General features: G+C 72.7%; 16 protein-coding genes. 6 read left to right on the top strand and 10 right to left on the bottom strand.

Features of this window, described 5'->3' with window-relative positions; genetic code table 11:
- The 5 genes from IE242_RS22080 to IE242_RS22060 all read right to left on the bottom strand — a co-directional run bounded on the left by IE242_RS22080 (position 1) and on the right by IE242_RS22060 (position 4,858).
- Positions 1 to 1,092: an alpha-ketoacid dehydrogenase subunit beta gene (locus IE242_RS22080; protein ID WP_189861917.1), complete on the bottom strand. Its 1,092-nt coding sequence runs from the start codon at positions 1,090 to 1,092 to the stop codon at positions 1 to 3.
- Positions 1,089 to 2,141 carry a pyruvate dehydrogenase (acetyl-transferring) E1 component subunit alpha gene (gene pdhA / locus IE242_RS22075; protein ID WP_189861916.1) on the bottom strand — a complete coding sequence of 351 codons (1,053 nt, stop codon included), beginning with the start codon at positions 2,139 to 2,141 and terminating at the stop codon, positions 1,089 to 1,091. Before pdhA ends, IE242_RS22080 begins: the two co-directional genes overlap by 4 nt.
- Positions 2,138 to 3,934, bottom strand: coding sequence for an acetate--CoA ligase (gene acsA / locus IE242_RS22070; RefSeq protein ID WP_189861915.1), 1,797 nt, complete (start codon positions 3,932 to 3,934; stop codon positions 2,138 to 2,140). Before acsA ends, pdhA begins: the two co-directional genes overlap by 4 nt.
- 331 nt (positions 3,935 to 4,265) lie before the next feature.
- Positions 4,266 to 4,538 carry a DUF2933 domain-containing protein gene (locus IE242_RS22065; protein ID WP_229859269.1) on the bottom strand — a complete coding sequence of 91 codons (273 nt, stop codon included), beginning with the start codon at positions 4,536 to 4,538 and terminating at the stop codon, positions 4,266 to 4,268.
- 56 nt (positions 4,539 to 4,594) lie between these two features.
- The gene (locus tag IE242_RS22060) at positions 4,595 to 4,858 is read right to left on the bottom strand and encodes an SHOCT domain-containing protein (protein ID WP_189861914.1); all 264 of its coding nucleotides are present in this window, start codon (positions 4,856 to 4,858) and stop codon (positions 4,595 to 4,597) included.
- Positions 4,859 to 5,063: 205 nt separating this feature from the next.
- Between IE242_RS22060 and IE242_RS22055 the strand changes: the two genes are divergently transcribed.
- Both IE242_RS22055 and IE242_RS22050 read left to right on the top strand, forming a co-directional pair.
- On the top strand, positions 5,064 to 7,850 hold the full coding sequence (locus IE242_RS22055) for a heavy metal translocating P-type ATPase (protein ID WP_189861913.1): 2,787 nt from the start codon (positions 5,064 to 5,066) through the stop codon (positions 7,848 to 7,850).
- On the top strand, positions 7,847 to 8,173 hold the full coding sequence (locus tag IE242_RS22050) for a metal-sensitive transcriptional regulator (protein ID WP_189861912.1): 327 nt from the start codon (positions 7,847 to 7,849) through the stop codon (positions 8,171 to 8,173). The genes IE242_RS22055 and IE242_RS22050 overlap by 4 nt, the downstream gene beginning before the upstream one ends.
- 178 nt (positions 8,174 to 8,351) lie before the next feature.
- On the opposite strand, the gene IE242_RS22045 is transcribed toward IE242_RS22050, so the two are convergent.
- The 4 genes from IE242_RS22045 to IE242_RS22030 all read right to left on the bottom strand — a co-directional run bounded on the left by IE242_RS22045 (position 8,352) and on the right by IE242_RS22030 (position 12,399).
- Positions 8,352 to 9,035 (bottom strand): DUF305 domain-containing protein, encoded by a 684-nt coding sequence (locus IE242_RS22045; RefSeq protein ID WP_189861911.1) that lies wholly within the window; start codon positions 9,033 to 9,035, stop codon positions 8,352 to 8,354.
- 100 nt (positions 9,036 to 9,135) lie between these two features.
- On the bottom strand, positions 9,136 to 9,558 hold the full coding sequence (locus tag IE242_RS22040; RefSeq protein WP_373299557.1) for a DUF6153 family protein: 423 nt from the start codon (positions 9,556 to 9,558) through the stop codon (positions 9,136 to 9,138).
- 232 nt (positions 9,559 to 9,790) lie between these two features.
- Positions 9,791 to 10,492, bottom strand: coding sequence for a CBS domain-containing protein (locus IE242_RS22035; protein WP_189862167.1), 702 nt, complete (start codon positions 10,490 to 10,492; stop codon positions 9,791 to 9,793).
- Positions 10,493 to 11,655: 1,163 nt separating this feature from the next.
- Complete coding sequence (locus IE242_RS22030) at positions 11,656 to 12,399, bottom strand: HAD family hydrolase (RefSeq protein WP_189861910.1); 744 nt, start codon at positions 12,397 to 12,399, stop codon at positions 11,656 to 11,658.
- Positions 12,400 to 12,811: 412 nt separating this feature from the next.
- Between IE242_RS22030 and IE242_RS22025 the strand changes: the two genes are divergently transcribed.
- The 4 genes from IE242_RS22025 (at position 12,812) to IE242_RS22010 (ending at position 16,298) form a co-directional block, all read left to right on the top strand.
- On the top strand, positions 12,812 to 15,157 hold the full coding sequence (locus IE242_RS22025; protein ID WP_229859267.1) for a heavy metal translocating P-type ATPase: 2,346 nt from the start codon (positions 12,812 to 12,814) through the stop codon (positions 15,155 to 15,157).
- Between the two features lie 176 nt (positions 15,158 to 15,333).
- Positions 15,334 to 15,591, top strand: a complete 258-nt coding sequence (locus tag IE242_RS22020) for a DUF1876 domain-containing protein (RefSeq protein WP_189861908.1) — start codon at positions 15,334 to 15,336, stop codon at positions 15,589 to 15,591.
- A 201-nt stretch (positions 15,592 to 15,792) separates the two neighbouring features.
- The gene (locus IE242_RS22015) at positions 15,793 to 16,077 is read left to right on the top strand and encodes a hypothetical protein (RefSeq protein ID WP_189861906.1); all 285 of its coding nucleotides are present in this window, start codon (positions 15,793 to 15,795) and stop codon (positions 16,075 to 16,077) included.
- Entirely contained in the window at positions 16,074 to 16,298 is a 225-nt protein-coding gene (locus IE242_RS22010; protein ID WP_189861904.1) for a hypothetical protein, read from the top strand. The genes IE242_RS22015 and IE242_RS22010 overlap by 4 nt, the downstream gene beginning before the upstream one ends.
- 104 nt (positions 16,299 to 16,402) lie before the next feature.
- On the opposite strand, the gene IE242_RS22005 is transcribed toward IE242_RS22010, so the two are convergent.
- Entirely contained in the window at positions 16,403 to 19,204 is a 2,802-nt protein-coding gene (locus tag IE242_RS22005) for a cation-translocating P-type ATPase (protein WP_229859265.1), read from the bottom strand.
- Positions 19,205 to 19,556: the final 352 nt, after the last annotated feature.

Raw genomic sequence — 19,556 nt, 5'->3', positions numbered from 1 at the left:
TCAGCTCACCCTCCCGTCACCGTCGCTCGGCGACCGGCCTCCGTCGGCGGCGCTCCACGTCGGCCCGGCCACTCGGCGTGCGGCCGCCACGATGCCGGCGGTCCCCGGCAGCGCGGCCTCCTCCAGCTGCCGGGCGTACGGAATGGGCACTTCCGCGCTGCACACCCGCTCGACGGGCGCGTCGAGGTCGTAGAAAGCCTGCTCGGTGATGCGGGCGGAGACCTCGGCGGCGAGGCTGCCGCTGCGCCAGGCCTCGTCGACCACGACCGCTCGATGGGTCCGGGCCACGGACTCCATGACCGTGGTGTCGTCGAGCGGGCGCAGGGTACGCAGGTCCACGACCTCCGCCGAGACGCCCGCCACGGCCAGTTCGTCCGCGGCGGCCAGTGTCTTCGGCAGTGAACCGCCGTACGTGATCAGTGTGATGTCCGTGCCGGCGCGGCGGACCACGGCCCGGTCCAGGCCCGGTATCCGGGCGTCCGGGTGGAGTTCGCCCGAGGCGTTGTACAGCGCTCCGTGCTCGAAGATCAGTACCGGGTCGGGGTCGGCGAGGGCGGCGGCCAGCATGTGGCGGGCGTCCTCGATGGTCGCCGGTGCCAGGACACGGATGCCGGGGATGTGCGCGTACCAGCCCTCCAGGCTGTGCGAGTGCTGGGCGGCGAGCTGCCGTCCGGCGCCCGTGGTCATGCGGATGACGAGCGGTACGGGCAGTTGCCCGCCGGACATGTGCAGCAGGGTGGCGGCGTTGTTCAGGATCTGGTCGAGGGCGAGCAGGCTGAAATTGACGGTCATGATCTCGACGATCGGCCGCATCCCGGCCAGCGCCGCCCCGATCCCCGCACCCACGAACGCGGACTCGGAGAGCGGGGTGTCACGGATGCGTTCCGGACCGAACTCCTCCAGCAGACCGAGACTGACGCCGAAGCAGCCCCCGTACCGGCCCACGTCCTCACCCATGAGGAACACGCGGTCGTCCGCGCGCAGGGCGTCCCGCAGGGCCTCGCGCAAGGCCTCCCGGTAGGTGGTCTTGTGCTCCGTGCCGTACTCCGTGCTCTGTTCCGTCTCGTGCTTCGCGGAGGCTTCGGCGGTCATGGCGTCCTCACTCCTTCGTCCCTCTCCTGCCGCGGCGGGTCGCTGGTGACGTGGTGCAGGAGGTGCTCGACGGGTTCGGCGGGAGCCCGGTCGGCGGCCTGGACCGCGTGCTCGATCTCCTCGGCGACACGGCCTTCCAGCTCCTCCCACCGCGCGTCGGACAGCTCCGCCGCCGCGCGCATCCGGTCGGCGAGGAGGCTGATCGGGTCCCGTTCCTTCCACCGTTCGATCTCCGCCTTGTCGCGGTAGCGGTCCGGGTCGTACATGGAGTGCGCGCGGAAGCGATAGGTCCGCATCTCCAGGAAGTGCGGCCCGGTACCGGCGCGGATGCCCTCGACCGCACGGCGTGCGGCGCTCTCCACCGCTTCGACGTCCATGCCGTCGACGGACCAGGCGACCATCCCGTACGAGGACGCGCGCATCGCCAGATCGGTCTGGGCCTGGGCCCGCTCCAGAGCGGTGCCCATCGCGTACAGGTTGTTCTCGCACACCAGCAGCAGCGGCAGCCCCCACAGGGCGGCCAGGTTGGCGGTCTCGTGGAACTCCCCCTCGGCGACCGCGCCGTCGCCGAAGAAGCAGCAGGTGACGCGGGAACGGCCGGTCATGCGGTCGGCGAGGGCGAGCCCGGCGGCGAGCGGCAGTCCGCCGCCGACGATCGCGTTGCCGCCGTAGAAGCGGCGCTCCGCGTCGAAGAGGTGCATGGAGCCGCCGCGGCCGTGGCTGCAGCCGGTGGCCTTGCCGAACATCTCGGCCATGACCGCGTCGGCGGGGATGCCGCGGGCGAGCGCGTGGCCGTGTTCGCGGTACGTCGACACGACCGCGTCCTCGTCGGTGAGCGCCTCGTTGACGCCGACGGCCACCGCCTCCTCGCCGATGTAGAGGTGGACGAAGCCCCGTATCCGCGCCGCGCTGTACAGCTCCACGCACCGCTCCTCGAACCGGCGGATGCGCAGCATGGCGTGGAGCAGGTCCTGGCGGTGCGCGGCCTGGCGGCCGGCTTTCGTCCTGCGGTCCGGCCCGTGCTGCCGGGCGGTGCGCGTGCTGCTCATGCCGGTCCCTCCAGAGTCGAGGTGTCGCCTTCGGGCAGGCCGAGTTCGCGGGCGCGCAGCAGCCTTCGCATGACCTTGCCGCTGCGGGTCTTGGGCAGGTGCTGGTCGAAGGTGATCTCGCGCGGGGCGACGGCGGGGCCGAGCCTGCGCCGGGCGAAGGCGATCAGTTCGCGCTTCAGTACGGGGCCGGGCTCGTGCCCGGGGTGCAGGGAGACGAAGGCCTTGATGATGGTGCCGGCGACGGGGTCCGGTTTGCCGATCACGCCGGCCTCCGCCACCGCCGGGTGCTCCATCAGCGCGCTCTCCACCTCGAACGGGCCGACGAGGTGGCCCGCCGACTTGATCACGTCGTCCGCGCGCCCCAGGAACCAGTACCAGCCGTCCGCGTCCCGGCGCACCACGTCACCGGTCAGGTACCAGCCACCGGCGAACGCCTCCGCGTAACGGGCCTTGTCGTGCAGATAGCCGCGGAACATCGACGGCCAGCCGGGCCGCAGCGCCAGCTCGCCCTCCGTGTCCGGCTCTTCCAGCACGTGCACGTGCCCGTCGGAGGTGACCTTCGCCCGGCCGTCCTCGCCCCGCTCCAGCACCGCCGCCGTCACCCCCGGCAGTGGGCGGCCCATCGAGCCGGGCCGGATCTCGCAGGCGGCGAAGTTCGCGATCATGATGGCGCCGGTCTCGGTCTGCCACCAGTTGTCGTGCACTGGCAGACCGAGCACCTCCTGCCCCCACACCACGGCCTCGGGGTTCAGCGGTTCACCGACCGAGGCGATGAACCGCAGGGCACTCAGGTCGTACTGGCGCGGCAGGTCGTGCGTGCCGCGGCGCGGGGTGGTGCGCATCAGCATGCGCAGCGCGGTGGGCGCGGTGTACCAGACGGTGACCCGCTGCTCCGCGAGGATGCGGTACCAGCGGCGCGCGTCGTAGTCGCCCTCGTCGACGACGACGGTCAGACCATGGGTGAGCGGCGCGATGATCCCGTACGACATGCCCGTGACCCAGCCCGGGTCGGCCGTGCACCAGAAGACGTCGCCGGGGTGCAGGTCGAGCGCGTACGCGGCGCTGACGTGGTGCGCCACGACGGCCTCGTGGACGTGGACCGCTCCCTTCGGCGTGGCGGTGGTCCCGCTGGTGAAGTGCAGCAGCGCCATGTCCTCGGGGGAGGTCGGCGGAATGGTGAACTCGTCGGACACCTCGGCCAGCAGCGCGGCACAGTCGTGGGTGCCGGGCAGGTCCGCCGCCCCCTCCCTCACGACAAGGACGTGCTCCAGGCCCGGCAGCTCCGCACGGTGCGGCGCCACCTTGCGGCGGTACAGCTCCGCCGTCGTGACCAGCACCCGGGCGTCACCGAGCCGCAGGCGCTGCCGCACGGGGTCGGGTCCGAAGGCCGGGAAGAGCGGGCACAGCACGCTCGTGTTCTTCAAGGTGCCCAGGACCACGGTGAACAGCTCGGGGCCGCGGCCGAGCAGGGTGAAGACCCGGTCGCCCCGGCCCACGCCCAGCGCCCGCAGCACGTTCGCGAACCGGGCCGTGCGGCGGGCCAGATCGGCGTACGTCACCGAGGTGACCCGCTCGTCACGGCCGACGCAGCGCAGGGCGACCGCGGCACCGTGCCCGTGGTCGACGTGCCGGTCCACGGCCTCGTACGCGATGTTCAGCCCCCGCCCGCCGGGCAGCCCCAGGAGCTGGCCACGGGCGTTCGACCAGGCGAACCACCGCTGCTCCCGTCCGTAGTCGGCCAGATTCGGCGGGACACGCGGTGCGGTGTCCTTGACGATGGTTTCCCACGGCATGACGCCTTCCTTCCGTCCGGTCCGCCCGGTCGTCCGGCTACTTCGACCATGCGCCCGCGCGCGGGGCGCGAGAAGGGGCCGGAAGACCCTTGCGGGAGGTCCGGCGGCACCTGCTCCCGTCCGCGGCCTGGCAGCGGCTGATGCGGCGGCGCCATGACCTCGATCACCGCGCGACCGTCTTCCTCCAGCTCGGCGCGGAGCCGGCGAACGCGCGTGCAACGCGGAGTGCGGTACTTGGGCGCGACCTTGCCGCCGCGGGTGCGCCAGGTATCTGAAACGGGGGGGCTGTGAAAACAGACTGCGGACCGCGCGCTGCTCGGGCCCGGGGCGATCAAGCCCGCCCGGGCCCGGAGTGGTGGTCGTGCCTGTGCATGGGCTCTCCCCTGCTCGAAGAGCTCGGGGAAGGGGCCTCGTCGTGATCCGCGGGGCGCAGGTCGTCGTGGCCGCCGTGCATGCCGCGCATCATGAAGAACATCATCAGCGGGCAGGCGGCAACGAGGGCGAGCCAGATGAGGCTGCCCAGCGGCGCGCCGACGGACAGGGCGCCGACGACGACGATCGCGGCGGCCAGTGCGTACATCCCGTGGTTGCGCTTGTCGTTCATCCTGTGCCTCCCTGCAGCGGAGGGCTGAGGCCGCGTTCGTGGACGGCCGACCGGTTTCAGGACTTGCTGAACGGACCGGCGTGCAGCGTGTTCAGGCGGCGCCGGTACTCGTCCTCGTCGATCTCCCCGCGGGCCAGCCGCCGGCGGAGGATGTCCTCCGGCGCAGGAGCGACGGGCGTGTGGGTGTGCTCCTGAGGGTGGTTGAGCGCGCGGACGAGCAGCACGACGGCTGCGATGATCACCACCCAGAACAGGATCATGCCGGCCGACATCGCGAACCAGCCCCATCCGCTGACGTCGTGGTCGTACCAGAACATCATCGCCACTCACCTGCTTCGACCGTTACCGGAGACCGGGATACGGACGGGCACCCGGGAGCTCTCGGCCTTGCATGTGCATCGTCCCGCTGCGGACCGTGACGGCAAGGGGTCCGGATGGGCCAGGACCGTGGGCCCTTCAGCCCTTACCCGGTAGGGGTCACCGGGCGCAGGCTGAAGGCTGGACCGACGAGGGAGGCGAGCGCTCATGGGCGCCCTCGATGTCGTGACCGTCCTGGCCGCCGTGCTGTTGGTCGCCGCGCTGAGCCGGTACTTCTTCGGCCCGCGCCGTGCCGGCGCCGCCCGGCTGGAGGGCGGGGTGCAGCGGGTGGAGGTGACGGTGCGGGGCGGCTACCGCCCCGATGTGATCAGGGTGCGTCAGGGCACGCCGGTGGAGCTGGTCTTCGACCGGCAGGAGGCCGGCGAGTGCACCTCCCGGGTGGTCTTCCCCGACCTGAAGGCCGGCGCGGGCCTGCCCGCCCACACCCGCACCACCGTGCGGCTGAACCCGGACCGGCCCGGCTCCTTCGGCTTCTCCTGCGGCATGAACATGGTCCACGGCACGCTGCTGGTCGAACCCGCGGACGGGTCCGCACCACCAGGCCCGGACGGCCACGCTGCCGCCGCACCTCCCGCCGCCCGCGCCCTGGCCGGCGGGCCGCCGCCGGGTGAGGAGCGGACGGCGGCCGAGGCGGAGGCCGCGGACGCCGCCGAGCGGCAGGCGGAGATCGAAGACCTGACCCGTCGGGTGCTGGTCGGCGCGGTGCTCACGGCGCCGGTGCTGTTCGCGGTGATGGCGCACGAGTTGTCCGGCGCCGCCTGGGTGCCGGCCTGGATGCTGAACCGCTGGCTGCAGCTGGCTTTGATCACGCCGGTGATGTTCTACACCGGGTGGCCGGTCCATGTGACGGGCTGGCTGACCTTGCGTCACCGGGCCGCCGACATGAACTCCCTGATCACCCTCGGCACGTCCGCCGCCTACGGCTACAGCCTGCTGGTCGTCCTCGCCCCCGGCCTGCTCCCCGAGGACGTGCGGGAGGTGTACTTCGAGGCCGTCGGCGTCATCCTGACCCTGATCCTGCTCGGGCGGCTGCTGGAGGCGAGGGCGAAAGCGGGCACCGGCGAGGCCATCCGTGCCCTGCTGGGCCTGCAGGCCCGCACCGCCCGCGTCGTACGGGACGGTACCGAGAGCGAGATCCCCCTTGGGGACGTCGTGGTCGGCGACGCGCTCGTCATCCGGCCGGGGGAGAAGATCCCTGTCGACGCCGAGGTTTTCTCCGGCTCCTCCGCGGTGGACGAGTCGATGGTCACCGGCGAGCCGATGCCCGTCGCCAAGCACACCGGGGACACGGTCATCGGGGCCACCGTCAACACCACCGGGTCGCTGCGGGTGCGGGCGGCCAGGGTCGGCGCGGACACGATGCTCGCCCAGATCATCCGCCTGGTGCAGCAGGCCCAGGCGTCCAAGGCCCCCATCCAGCGGCTCGCGGACGCGGTGTCGGCGTACTTCGTGCCCGCGGTCATCGCCGTCGCGATCGGCACCTTCGCCCTCTGGTTCACCCTGGGCCCGTCCCCCGCCCTCACCCTGGCGCTGGTCTCCGCGGTCGCGGTGCTGATCATCGCCTGCCCGTGTGCGCTGGGCCTGGCCACGCCGCTGTCGGTGATGGTCGGCACCGGCAAGGGCGCCCGTGCCGGCATCCTGATCCGCTCCGCGGAAGCCCTGGAGCGGGCGCACCAACTGGACACCGTGGTGCTGGACAAGACCGGCACCGTCACCGCGGGCAGGCCCGCTCTCACCGACGTCCGCCCGGTCGGCGGGGTCGACGAGACGGCGCTGCTGCGGCTGGTCGCCGGGGCCGAGGCCGACAGTGAACATCCGCTCGCGCGGGCCATCGTCGCCGGCGTCCGTGACCGCGGCCTTCGCCCTTCGACGGCGACGAGTTTCGGCTCGGTCACCGGCGCGGGCGTGCTGGCCACCGTGGACGGGCGTCCCGTCCTGGCCGGCACCGCCCGGCTGCTGGGCGACGCCGGTATCGACACCTCCGCCCTGGCCCCCGTCGCGGCCGCTCTGTCGGCCCAGGGCAAGACGCCCGTGATGGCCGCGGTGGACGGACATCCCGCCGGCGTGCTCGCCGTCGCCGACACCGTCAAGGACGACTCCGCCGCCGCCGTCGCCGCCCTGAAGCGGCTCGGCATCGACGTCGTCCTGCTCACCGGTGACAACGCCCGCACCGCCGCCGCGATCGCCGCCCAGGTGGGCATCGGCCGGGTGCTGGCCGAGGTGCTGCCCGAGCACAAGGCCGCCGAGATCCGCCGCCTGCAGGGCGGGGGCCGCACCGTCGGCATGGTCGGCGACGGCATCAACGACGCCCCCGCCCTGGCCGCCGCCGACGTGGGGTTTGCCATCGGCACCGGCACCGACGTGGCCATCGAGGCCGCCGACATCACCCTGATCTCCGGCTCGCTCGGCGGGGTCGTCACCGCGATCCGGCTGTCGCGGGCGACGATGCGCAACATCCGGCAGAACCTGTTCTTCGCCCTGGCCTACAACGCCGTCGGCGTCCCCCTCGCCGCCGGCGCCCTGTATCCCCTGTGGGGCATCCGGCTCAGTCCGGTCATCGCCGCCGCGGCCATGGCACTCAGCTCGCTGTCGGTCGTCACCAACGCCTCCCGGCTGCGCCACTGGCGCCCCCGGCCGCTGCCCGGCGCCGGGCCCGCCCCGGGGCGGGACGGTGGTCACCGACGGCGGCAGCACGGCCACCCCGGCGGGCCGGACACACCCCCACCCGGCCCCCAGGACGAGGGCGGCGCCACGGTGGTGGACCCGGTGTGCGGCATGCATGTGGACCAGGAGACCGCCGCTGAGCACCGGCACACCGAGAACGCCATCTACTCCTTCTGCTCCGCCCGCTGCGCCGCCGCCTTCGACACCGACCCCGACCGCTGCACCGGCCCCACGACCGGCGATCCGCCGCAGGGAGGCAAAGGGCGATGACCACCCCCACCATCCGACGCGACGCCCACAAGCCCGCCTCAGCATCCGGATACGCCGACCGCAAGGCCGACCACCTGGCCCGTCTGAGCAAGATCGATGGCCAGATCCGCGGGATTTCCCGCATGGTCACCGAGGACCGCTACTGCATCGACGTCCTCACCCAGATCAGCGCTGCCACCCGTGCCCTGCAGGAAGTCGCCGTCGGCCTCCTGGAGGACCACGTACGCGGCTGCGTCACCCGCGCCGCCCGCACCGGGCCCGTACACGCCGAGGAGAAGTTCACCGAACTCGCCGACACCCTGCGCCGCGTCCTGCGCCTGTGACCAGGCGTCAGGCGGCGGGGGTCACCGCGCCGGCCCGGCACGGCTGCCGCACCACCGGGCCCGCCCAGCGCGGCACCACGGCGCTTCCCGGGCGGGCCGGTGCGTTCTCCGGGGTTCGGTCAGGGCACCTGGCGGGCAGGGCGGGCGCCGGCGAGGCGCCCGCCCTTCCGGATGACGGCTACTTGCCGAGCATCTGGTTCATCTCGGTGATCTCGGCCGACTGCGAGCTGACGATCGACTTCGCCATCGTCATGCAGGGCCCGTAGGCGCCCTTGGCCTGCTCGGTGTGCGCCATCTCGATGGCGCCCTGGTGATGACGGATCATCATCTGCAGGAACGCCGTGTCGAAGGCCTCACCGGACAGGCCCATCATCTTCTGCATGTCGGCGTGCGACATCATGCCGGGCATCGCCAGGTGGTCCTTGCCCATGCCCGGCATGCCCTCCATGCCGGACGGGCTGTCGTCCGGGACCTGCTCGCCCCAGGACTCCAGCCAGCCGGACATGGTGGCGATCTCCGGCCCCTGCGCTTGCTTGATCTTTTCGGCCAGGTCCTTCACCTGCGGGGACTGTGCGCGCGACGCGGCCAGGTCGGCCATGGCCACGGCCTGCCGGTGGTGCGGGATCATCTGCTGGGTGAACGACACGTCCTGGGTGTTGTGGCTGCCGTGTGCGGCGGAGCCGGTGGCCGAGGGGTCGGCGGAGCCCATCGCCCCCGTGTCGTGGCCGGAGCGCCCCGACGAGGACGACGGAGACGGGGAGGAGGATTCGCTGCTACTGCCGCAGGCGGCCAGCGCCACCGCTGCGGTCGCGGCAGTGGCCAGCGCGGCGGCCCGGCGGATGAGGAAACGGCGAGATGCCATGAGACGTACAACTCCTTTGAGTACCCGCGCGGTGCGCGGGAGCGAATGCAGGCAGGCCGGAGCGCGCCACCCCTGGTGAAGGGGTGCCGTGTGGGCCTCTCTAGATCCGCAGAAGCTGCAACTCGGACAGGTCCGGCGGTGCCCGGCCGTCAGCCGTCCGGGCGGCCGGGCCGCGGCACGCGGCCGCCGCAGGCGCGACGTGGGCGACCAGGGCGGGCGGCAACGCGGGCGGGACGTAAGCGGTCGAGACTCCGCCCGCCGCGCACGTCCCGCCGGCATGATCCAGGACCATGCCATCGCTGCCCGCATCCGACAGGTGCCGGCAGTCCCCGCCGGCACCGGGGGCGAGCGTGGAGTGATGCCCTGCGGGCTCCACCGACATCATCACGTCGTGCCGACCCGCCGCCGGCATGCCGGCGGGTGACAGGGCATGCATCCCCAGCACCCCCGCCACCACGGCCAGGGCCAGCCACACCCAGCGCACAGCGCTCGTCTCCGAGCCGGTACGCGCGCGGGACATCATGGGCTCATCGTAGGGGGCCTGCCGCCCCCCGGGAGGGCAATTCCTGCCAAGTGCCCCATTCCGCACCGCCCCTCCTCCCCATCAGCGCGATCCCGTCGTCGGGCGCGTGGGCGATCGTGCTGCTGGACGGACCGCGCACGTCGGTCGTCGAGGCGATGGCAGGCTCGGTCACGCAGGGCAGGCAGGCAGGCCGCAACGAACTCCGTTCAGCTCGCGGCGGGGTCTCACCTGCTTACTTCGCCGCAGGGCCGCTGTGCGCATCGGTGAAATGGCATTCGACGCCGACCACGCCCTCGACGGCCCGTACCAGGCGCGCGGCCACCGGTGCCAGTGAGGTGTCCGGTATCTGTCCGGTGAGGGTGACGACGCCGTCCTCCACCTTCACCCTGATGGGCTCGATGGGCTCGGGGAAGAGATAGGCCACCACTTCACGCCGTACTTCCTCCTCGATGTCCTCGTCGGGTCGCAGGAAGACCTTCAGCAGGTCCACGCGGCTGACGACGCCCTGCAGAACGCCTTCCGCGTCGACGACCGGAAGCCGTTTGACATGGCTGCGTGCCATGACGCGGGCAGCCTGAGCGAGCGTGGCGTCGGCTCGGATGGTCACGGCCGGTGCAGTCATCAGTTCTCCGGCTGTGACAGCGCCCGCCTTGGCGAGGTCGGCCAGGCGGCGCAGTTGGGTGATGGGGGTCCCCCCGGTCGAGCGGAGCCGAGACTGGGAGAGGTCCGGATCGCTGTCGCGGAATTCTTCCTTGGGCAGCAGATCGGCCTCCGAGACGACTCCGACCACCCGCTTCTCCCCCTCCAGCACGGGCAGGGCGCTGACCTTCCACTGTTCGAGCGTCTTGACGATCTCCTTGAAGGTCGCCCCCCGCCGGACAGCGACGACGGTGCGCGTCATCACGTCACTGACGATGTGCGGACTGCTGTGCATGGCTTCCTCCTGGTCAGGACTGCCGCAGTCGGGTACGTGAACGAGCGCACGCAATGAGCCAGTCAACACCCGGCGCTGTTGCGCCCCTTTCCGCCGGCGGTGGATCGGCGTACGGGGAAGGCCGTGCTCCTTGCGCGAAGGGGGATCGGTGCCGCTGCACACGGTCGGTGGCCTGGTGCTGTCCATCAAGCACTCTCCGAAGGACACATGTCTTCACCACCATGCTCCGGCGACGGCGCGCACGCGACCATGGGCCTCCCGGCCTTTGCCGAGGACCGGGAGGCCCGACCAAGCGAAAGCAGGGACCGCCCCGGCAGCGCGACCGTGACAGCTGCCGACCAGTCACCGCCAGGACATGCTCTTGCGCGACCGCGCCGTTCGGCCGACCGCCACAAGTCAGCGTCCGGCATCGTGACAGGCGCTGCGTCTGGACGCCCAAGCCATGCGTCTCAGCGCTGACCGCGAAGTCAACCTCCGGTCGTTCGTCTTGGATATGACCATCCGAGAAACAGCCGACCGCAATAAATAGCCGACACTGATGACACCACCCGGGACAGTATCTTCGCCGAGAAGATCAGCGCCCGGGTGCGGTTCCGTCCGCAGTTCGAGACCGCGTTGGCCGTTGCCGGGGGCGGCCGGTTGCGTTCCCGCACACTCCCGGCCGCAGCCACGGTGCACCGACCCACCGTGGCCTCCCCGGCGGGCCGGTGCACCGTGACCGAACGGAGGGAGCCGCCACGGCGCCTCACCCGCCGTCCTGGGGCGGGGGCCTTCGTCCACTTCCATCGTCACGCCCCCATGGCATGACCGGGCCGGGCCGACCGGTCCACACACGGGGACGAAAGTACTGTTTACGGCACATCTTCCCTTTCGCCTGCTACTGCTCCCCGAGGGCGCTGAACCGACGCCGCCCCGCTCGCTTCGAAAGTCACCTGCCACAAGCCTCGGCATCGCCACCACACCGATGCCGCTTCGCGGCAACGCCTGTCCCGGTCGCGACAACGCCCGCTTCACCGGCGACGGTCTACAGGTCCGTGAGAAGAGCAACACTCGTTCGTACCAGGGCCGACTCCGCTCACTCCGAGGAGGCGCCGGTCAGCCGGCCCAACGGCCACGGCCCGGGCGCTTCCGGGCAACCGGACAATGTCAGCCCTCGAGGCTTCTCACGCGAGCAGTTCCGCGAGATCTCGTACGACGATGTCGGCACCGTGCCGCAGCAGTCGTTGCCCGGCTTCCGGACCCGGTTCGCGGGCCACGCCGACGACGAGGGCGAAGCCACCGTTCCGGCCCGCCTCCACGCCCGCGACCGCGTCCTCGACGACGGCGGCACGGCCGGCGGGCACGCCGAGCCTGCGGGCCGCATCGAGGAAGAGATCGGGCCGCGGCTTGCCCGGCAGGCCCAGCCGCGCCGCCTCCACCCCGTCGACCAGCACGTCGAAGAGGCCGAGGACGGCCGCCCGGTCGAGGAGTTCCCGGGCGTGGCGGGAGGCGGAGGCCGCCGCGCACCGGATGCCCGCCCGGCGCAGGGCGTGCACCAGCCGCACGGTGCCCGGATAGGCGTCCATGCCCTGCTCGCGCAGCCGCGCGGAGAAGAGCTCCTCCTTGGCCTCGGCGACGGCCCGCACCGTCTCGGGCGGTGGGTGCAGGCCGCGCGAGGCGAGGAAGGCGGCGGCGCCGTCGAGCCGGGACCGGCCGTCCACGTGCCGCAGGTAGTCGTCCCGGACGTCGAAGGGGCGGCGCTGTTCGGGTGCCGGGGGCGGATGCTCGGCCAGGTAGGAGTCGAAGGCGGTCTTCCACGCGGCGGCGTGCACCCGGGCCGAGTCCGTGATCACCCCGTCGGTGTCGAACACGACGGCCCGCAGGTTCCGCAGCACCGGAACGGGCATCGCGTCAGACCGGTCGTTCATGCGTGCTCTCCTCCGGCAGCAGACGGATGCGGCGGCCATTCCACTGGACTGCTGGGGCGTTCCCGCCGCCGACGCCTTCGTCCGTACGCACGGTGACTCCCCGCCGGGGCTCCACTTCCACGGTGTCACCGGCGGACCGCCGGCAGAAAGGCCTCTTCAGCCCTCGTCGGCCGCACCGCCGACGTCCGACCGCCCGCCCAGGGGCCGGACGGGAGCCGACGACGTGTCGTCCGGCTCTGGCTCGGGGGCCGCGCGGCCGCAAGTCTGGAGAGAGACGAGGGTTGGCACGCGCCCGGCCCCTTGCCGGGCCCCGCACTGCTGCCCCTGCTCAAGGGGAAGGCCACGGCCGGATCCGCCGCCGGGCCGCACTGCCCGGGCTCGGGCGACGGTCGCGTCGGAGGTGGAGGATGCCATGAACGGCGTCACCCGGAACGACCCGGTCCGCCGCAGGCCCGGCATGCGGGTCCCGTCGCCCGGACTGGAGCCGGCACTCTTGATCGTCACGGCGTCTGCCGTGGCCGTCGGCGGTGTCCTGTGGGCGGTGGGATCCGCCCGGTTCGCCGGCCTGTGCTGGGCCCTGGGTGCCCTCGCGGCCGTCGGTCCCGCGGTCGGCTGGGTGCTGGCCGCACTGCGCCGCGGGCAGGCGGGCGTGGACCTGATCGCTGTCCTGGCGCTGGTGGGGACACTGACGGTGCGCGAGTACCTGGCCGGAGCCCTCATCGCCCTGATGCTGGCCACCGGCCGCACCATCGAGGCCGCGGCACGGCGGCGGGCCTCGCACGACCTGACGGCGCTGCTGGAGCACGCACCGCGCACCGCCCGCCGACGCATCGGCACCGAAGTGCGCACGGTGCCGCTCGCCGAGGTGGCCGTCGGCGACCTGCTCGTCGTCGGAGCCGGCGAGGTCGTCCCGGTCGACGGCGAGGTGATCGGCGCCACCGCCGTTCTGGACGAATCTGTGCTCACCGGGGAGTCCGTGCCGGTGGAACGGGAGGACGGCCGACCGGTGCGCAGCGGTGTGGTCAACGCGGGCAGCTCCTTCGAGCTGCGGGCCACGGCGACCGAGCGGGACAGCACGTACGCCGGAATCGTACGGCTGGCCCGGCAGGCGGGCGCGGCGTCGGCGCCCGTCGTCCGGCTGGCCGACCGGTACGCGGCCTGGTTCCTGCCGCTGTCCGTCGCGGCCGCGGGGCTGGCCTGGCTGGTCAGCGGCTCGGCGGTGCGGGCGGTGGCGGTCCTCGTCGTCGCCACGCCGTGTCCGCTGCTGCTCGCGGCGCCAGTGGCGATCGTCTCCGGGCTGTCCCGGGCGTCCCGCCTGGGCGTGGTGGTCCGCGACGGCGGCGCCCTGGAAAACCTGGGCCGCGCCCGCACGCTGCTGCTCGACAAGACCGGCACCCTCACCGGCGGCCGCCCGCGCGTGCTGGAAGTGATCGCGGCCCCCGGCCGGCAGCCCGCCGAGGTACTGCGCCTGGCCGCCACCCTCGACCAGTACTCCCCGCACGTCCTGGCCCGGGCCATCGTCGACGCGGCCCGCGAGCGCGGCTCGAAGCCGTCCGCGGCCACGGACGTATCGGAGGAACCCGGCCGGGGAGCCCACGGCCTCGTGGCGGGCCACCGCATGACGATCGGCCGTCCGGACCCCGGCATGCCGATGCCCGACTGGGCCCGTGCGGCCGACAACCGTGCCGTGCTGGACGGTGCGGCCGTCGCCTGGCTCTGCGCCGACGGACGGCCCGTCGGCGCCGTGCTCCTGCGCGATCCGCTGCGTCAGGACGCTCCCCGGACCCTGCGCCGGCTGCGCGCGGCGGGCATCGAGCGGATCGTGATGCTCACCGGCGACCGGCCCGAGCCCGCCCGCGAGGTCGCCGCCGTCCTCGGAGTCGACGGGGTGTGCGCCGACCTCTCCCCCGCCGGCAAGGTGGCCGCCGTACGCGCGGAGCGGGACCGCGCGGTCACGGTGATGGTCGGCGACGGCGTCAACGACGCGCCCGCCCTCGCCGCCGCGGACGTCGGCGTGGCGATGGGAGCGCACGGTTCCACCGCCGCCTCCGAGGCCGCCGACATCGTCCTGACCACCGACCGGGTGGACCGCCTGGCCGACGCGGTGACCGTCGCCGTGCGCGCCCGGCGCATCGCCGTGCAGAGCGCGCTCGGCGGCATGCTGATGTCCCTGGTCGCCATGGCGGCGGCCGCGGTGGGGCTGCTGCCGCCGGCCGTCGGCGCCCTGCTGCAGGAAGCGATCGACGTCGCCGTCATCCTCAACGCGCTGCGCGCCCTGCGCACCGACCGGGCGGCCCGGCCGCCCCTGAAGCCCGCCGCCGAAGCCCTCGTCCACCGCTTCGCCGCCGAGCACGACGACCTGCAGGACGTCCTGGAAGCCATACGGGACGCCGCGGCCCGGCTGACCGAAGGTGCCGACGCGCAGGCCCTGGCGGCGGTACGCGAGGTGCACCGGCTGCTGGCCGAACGGCTGCTGCCACACGAGGACGCCGAGGAGCACCAGTTGTATCCGGCGCTGGCGTCCGCGCTCGGCGGCCCGGAGGCGACCGCCATGATGAGCCGCGCCCACGCCGAGATCGAACGGCTCGCCCGGCGGATCGCCACCCACCTGACGCTCGCCGGGGCCGGGGCCGAGGCCGACGGCGTGCCGGCGCCGGAACAGCTTGAGGACCTGCGGGCCTGCCTCTACGGGCTGCACACGGTACTGCGGCTGCACTTCACACAGGAGGAGGAGAGCTACTTCAGCCTGGCCCCGTGAGCTGGGGAGTTGCGAGAGGTCGCGGAGCGGGACGAGTGATGCCGTCCGAAGGGCCTCGCGCCGGATTCTCCAGCGGCGTCGCTGGGGACCGTTCGGCTCTGGCGCGGGCGCGGGGGTCGGGCGCAGGGTAAGGACGACGGACACATTCCCCGTACGCCCGTACGAAGGTGATCGCTATGGAAACCAAGCAGTGGACTGTGCAGATCTATCTCACCGAGGACGGGGACGAAACGCACGCACGTGCCGTACTCACCACCCGCGACACTTCGACCCTCACCGGCAGGGGCACGGCCCGGCGCAACCCCGTCGACCGGCCCATCCCCGAGATCGGCGACGAACTCGCCGCCAGCCGCGCACTGGAGGATCTCGCCATCCGGCTGCACGACGTGGCCGCCGACGACATCATCCAGCTGGCGGGGCCGGCCCGGACGTGACCGTACTGTTCCGCTCGTCCCATGGCGTAACGGGGTGTCGTCGCGGCCGGGCAGCCAGGGCGACCACATGTCCCGTCGGTCCGGCCCGGACCGACGGGCGGTGAGGACCGCTCGGCCCGCCCTCGTGTCCCGGTCAGCCCATGGGCCCGCGGGGCGGTCCACCCGATGCTGAAAACGAAGGCTTCTCGAAGGGAGGCCGCCGTGACCACCACTCAGGAACCGCCGGGACGGATCGTGTCGGACATCGGCACCGCCGTACGTATCCGGTGGGCCGGTCCCGGCGGCCATGACGGGGAGGAGCGCCTGTCACCGCCAGGAGATGTCCCGGCGGATCAGCGGCCGCGCTTCTTCTTCCTCAGCCGTCCGCCCTCCCGTCCGGCCTCCGGGTGCGGCTCGCGCCGCAGCATCCACACGGCCCGTGTCCGCGCGGACCGGGTCGGCCGGGTCTTCGTGCTCCGCACGGCACAGGGAAGGAGGCAGTCATGATTCCCATGATGCTGATCGGCGCGATAGTGCTGGGCGCCAGTCTGATATTCGGCTTCACCTCGTTCATCGTCGGCTTCATCCTCATGCTGGCGGGGGTCCTCGGACTCTTCGCCTTCATGGCCACGCCGGGCGCTGTGCTGCGTCCCGGTGAACGCGAGTTCGTCGAGGAACGGCACTACATGGGCAAGCACGACGACGAGGACTACCGCTACCACCGGTAGTGAACGTCACCCGACACCGACCGGAAGAACCAGCCGCATGAGTACACATGTGACCCTCGCGGCCCACCCACCCCGGGGTGGGCCGCTGCGCTCGGCCGACGCGTTCAGCGGGCCGACCGCCCGGCCAGGGCCACCTCGACGAGGAGGACGGTGGAGGCCACACCGAGGCACACGGCCCACTGCGACAGGTCGAGCGGCACGGTCCCGAAGACGGTCTGCGCCCAGGGAACCTGGACGGCGACGATCTGCACGGCCAGCACTCCGGCCAGGCACAGCCACAGAGTCCGATTGCGGAACTGGTACCGGCCCAGCGGAGGCCCGCCGTCCGCACGGGCGTTGAGCGCGTTGAAAAGCTGGAACAGCACGAAGGTGGTGAACGCCATTGTCACCGCGGTGTCCGTGCCGACGCGAGGCCGGGCCAGGGCCAGCAGGGTCAACGTACCGACGGCCATGACGGCGCCGGCCCGGCCGATGGCGAGCAGGCGGCGGGCGTTCAGGATGCGTTCGCCCGGATCGCGGGGCGGGCGGCGCATCACGTCGTCGCGGGCGGGATCGACGGCCAGGGCCATGGCGGGCGGCCCGTCCATGATGATGTTGATCCAGAGCAGCTGGGCCGCGGTGAGCGGAGCGGGCAGGCCGGCCAGTGAGGAGCCCAGCAGGGTCAGGATGGCGCCGGCGTTGGTGGCGAGCTGGAAGCGGACGAACTTGACGATGTTGCCGTAGATCGCGCGCCCTTCGCGCACCGCCCGGACGATGGTGGAGAAGTCGTCGTCGGTGAGGACCATGTCGGCGGCTTCCTTGGCCACGTCCGTGCCGGTGATGCCCATGGCCACGCCGATGTGGGCGGCCCGCAGCGCGGGGGCGTCGTTGACGCCGTCGCCGGTCATGGCGACGATGTGGCCCCGGCCCGACAGCGCCCGTACGATCGCGACCTTGTGCTCCGGAGCGACGCGCGCGAACACGCCTATCTCGTCGATGCGGGCGGCGAGCTGTTCCTCCGTCATACGGTCCAGCTCGGCACCGGCGACGACATCGCCCCGGATGCCTATTTCCCGTGCGACGGCCGCCGCGGTGTCCGCGTGGTCACCGGTGATCATCTTGACGGTCACCCCCGCCGTGCGGCACAGCGCCAGCGCCTGCCGGGCCTGCGGACGCGGCGGGTCGGCGAGCCCGGCGACCGCCGACAGCGTCAGTCCCGGCAGCGAGCCCGGTACGTACCCGGCCGGGGTGTCGTCCAGGTCGTCCAGGACGGCGGTGGCCGCGCCCAGGACCCGCAGGCCCGACCCGGCCAGGCGTCCGGTCACGGCGAGGACGTCGTTCCTGCCCCGGTCGTCGAGGCAGCGGACACCGTCCTCGGTGAGGACGTCGGCGCACAGGTCCAGCAGGACGTCCACCGCTCCCTTGACGTACACCCGGACCCGGCCGCCGGGTTCGCTGTGGAAGGTGGCCATGTACTTGGCGGCGGAATCGAAGGGGATCTCACCGACCCGGGGCCGCTCGGCCCGCAGCCGGTCCGCGTCCAGGCCGGCTTTGACCGCAAGCACCACCAGGGCGGCCTCGGTGGGATCTCCGACGAAGCCAATGTCGCCGCCGACACTTTGGTCGCCGTCATCGCCGCCGTTCAGGCGCGCGTCGTTGCACAGCGCGAAGGGCAGCAGCGCCTCCCGCAACGCACGATCGTCCCCAGCCTGCCGGGCTTCGACCGCACAGGACGCACGCGATGCACGGATGGCGCCCGTCGTCCCGTACCCCTCACCCGTCACGTCGTACAGCCGCCCGGCGACCCACACCGACCGCGCGGTCATCTGGTCCAGGGTGAGCGTGCCGGTCTTGTCGCTGCAGACGACCGTCGCCGAGCCGAGCGACTCCACCGCGGCCAGGCGTTTGACGACGGCTCCCCGGCGGGCCATGCGGTACACCCCGAGTGCCAGGGTCACGGCGAGCACGGCGGGCAGCCCCTCGGGGATCGCCGCCACGGCCAGGGCCACGGCCCGCAGCGCGATGTCCGGCAGCGACTCGCCGCGGACCAGCGCGACCAGGGCGTACGCCACGACCGCGATGCCACTCACCGCCGCCAGCCGCCGCCCCAGGCTGTCCAGCTGGATCTGGAGCGGGCTCGCCGGTTCCACCCCGGTACGCAGCGCCTCGGCGATGGTCCCGAGTTCGGTGCGCATGCCGGTGGCCGTGACGACCATCTCGGCACGGCCCCGGGTCAGGGCGGTGTTCATGAACAGCATGCTGGTGCGTTCGGCCAGCGGCACCGGGGCGGCCCCGTCGCGGTCGACCGGGGCCGTGCTCTTGGCGACGGGCTGGGACTCGCCCGTCAGCGCCGCCTCGGCCACCTCGACCGACTCCGCGACGACCAGCCGTCCGTCGGCCGGTACGCGGTCGCCCGCCTCCAGCAGCACCACGTCCCCCGGGACCAGAGCCTCCGCCTCGACGGCCTGCTCGACGCCGCCGCGGCGCACCCTCGTGGTGGGCACCAGCATCCGCCGCAGCGCCTCCAGGCTGCGTTCCGCCCGCCGCTCCTGCAGGTAGCCGAGGACGGCGTTGATCTGCAGCACCACGGTGATCACGACGGCGTCCTTGACATCGCCGAGCGCGCCCGCGACGACGGCGGCCAGCAGCAGGATGCCGATGAGCCAGTTACGGAACTGGTCCAAAAACTTCAGCCATTCCGGCCGCCGGGCCGGTTCGGCCATGCGGTTCGGTCCGTGGGCCGCGAGCCGTTCGGAGACCTGGCGCTCGGTCAGCCCGACGCCCGGGGCGACACCGAACCGGTCCGCCACGCGCTCCGGGGGCATCCGGCAGGCGTCGGGGAGCTCTACGGACCGCTGCCCCGCCGGCCGCTCCGTACGGGGACCCGTCGGCGCACCATCTGCCCCCCACAGGACCGGACCGCTCATGACGGCTCCTCTCCGGACACGTTCGGACGTACCGGCAGGTCCGCGGTGGGCGGCGGCGAGGCTCTCGGGCCGGTCGGTGGCAGAAGTCCTCGCGCGGCCGGACGCGCGGCCCGGCGGCCACGTCCCGCTCCTGCGGCCAGACTACGAGCCGGACGGGAACCGGCAAGGTGCCATCAGGCCCTTGCGCGCGCACGCCGGAACGGCCGAGGTTTCCTTCACCCGTCGAATCAGTGATGTGGACCTTCGGCGTCACGGGCACCCGGCCCGCCACCCTCCCGGCCTCCCCGTTCCGGACGGGACACCGGACGGTCACGCCATCGGCACTTGGGACTCCGTGTGCACGCACCGTCGG

The sequence above is a fragment of the Streptomyces poonensis genome, assembly GCF_014650915.1.
Taxonomy (GTDB): domain Bacteria; phylum Actinomycetota; class Actinomycetes; order Streptomycetales; family Streptomycetaceae; genus Streptomyces; species Streptomyces poonensis.
The sequence above is the reverse complement of the archived record's forward strand: the minus strand, read 5'-3'. Positions and strand labels throughout refer to the sequence as shown.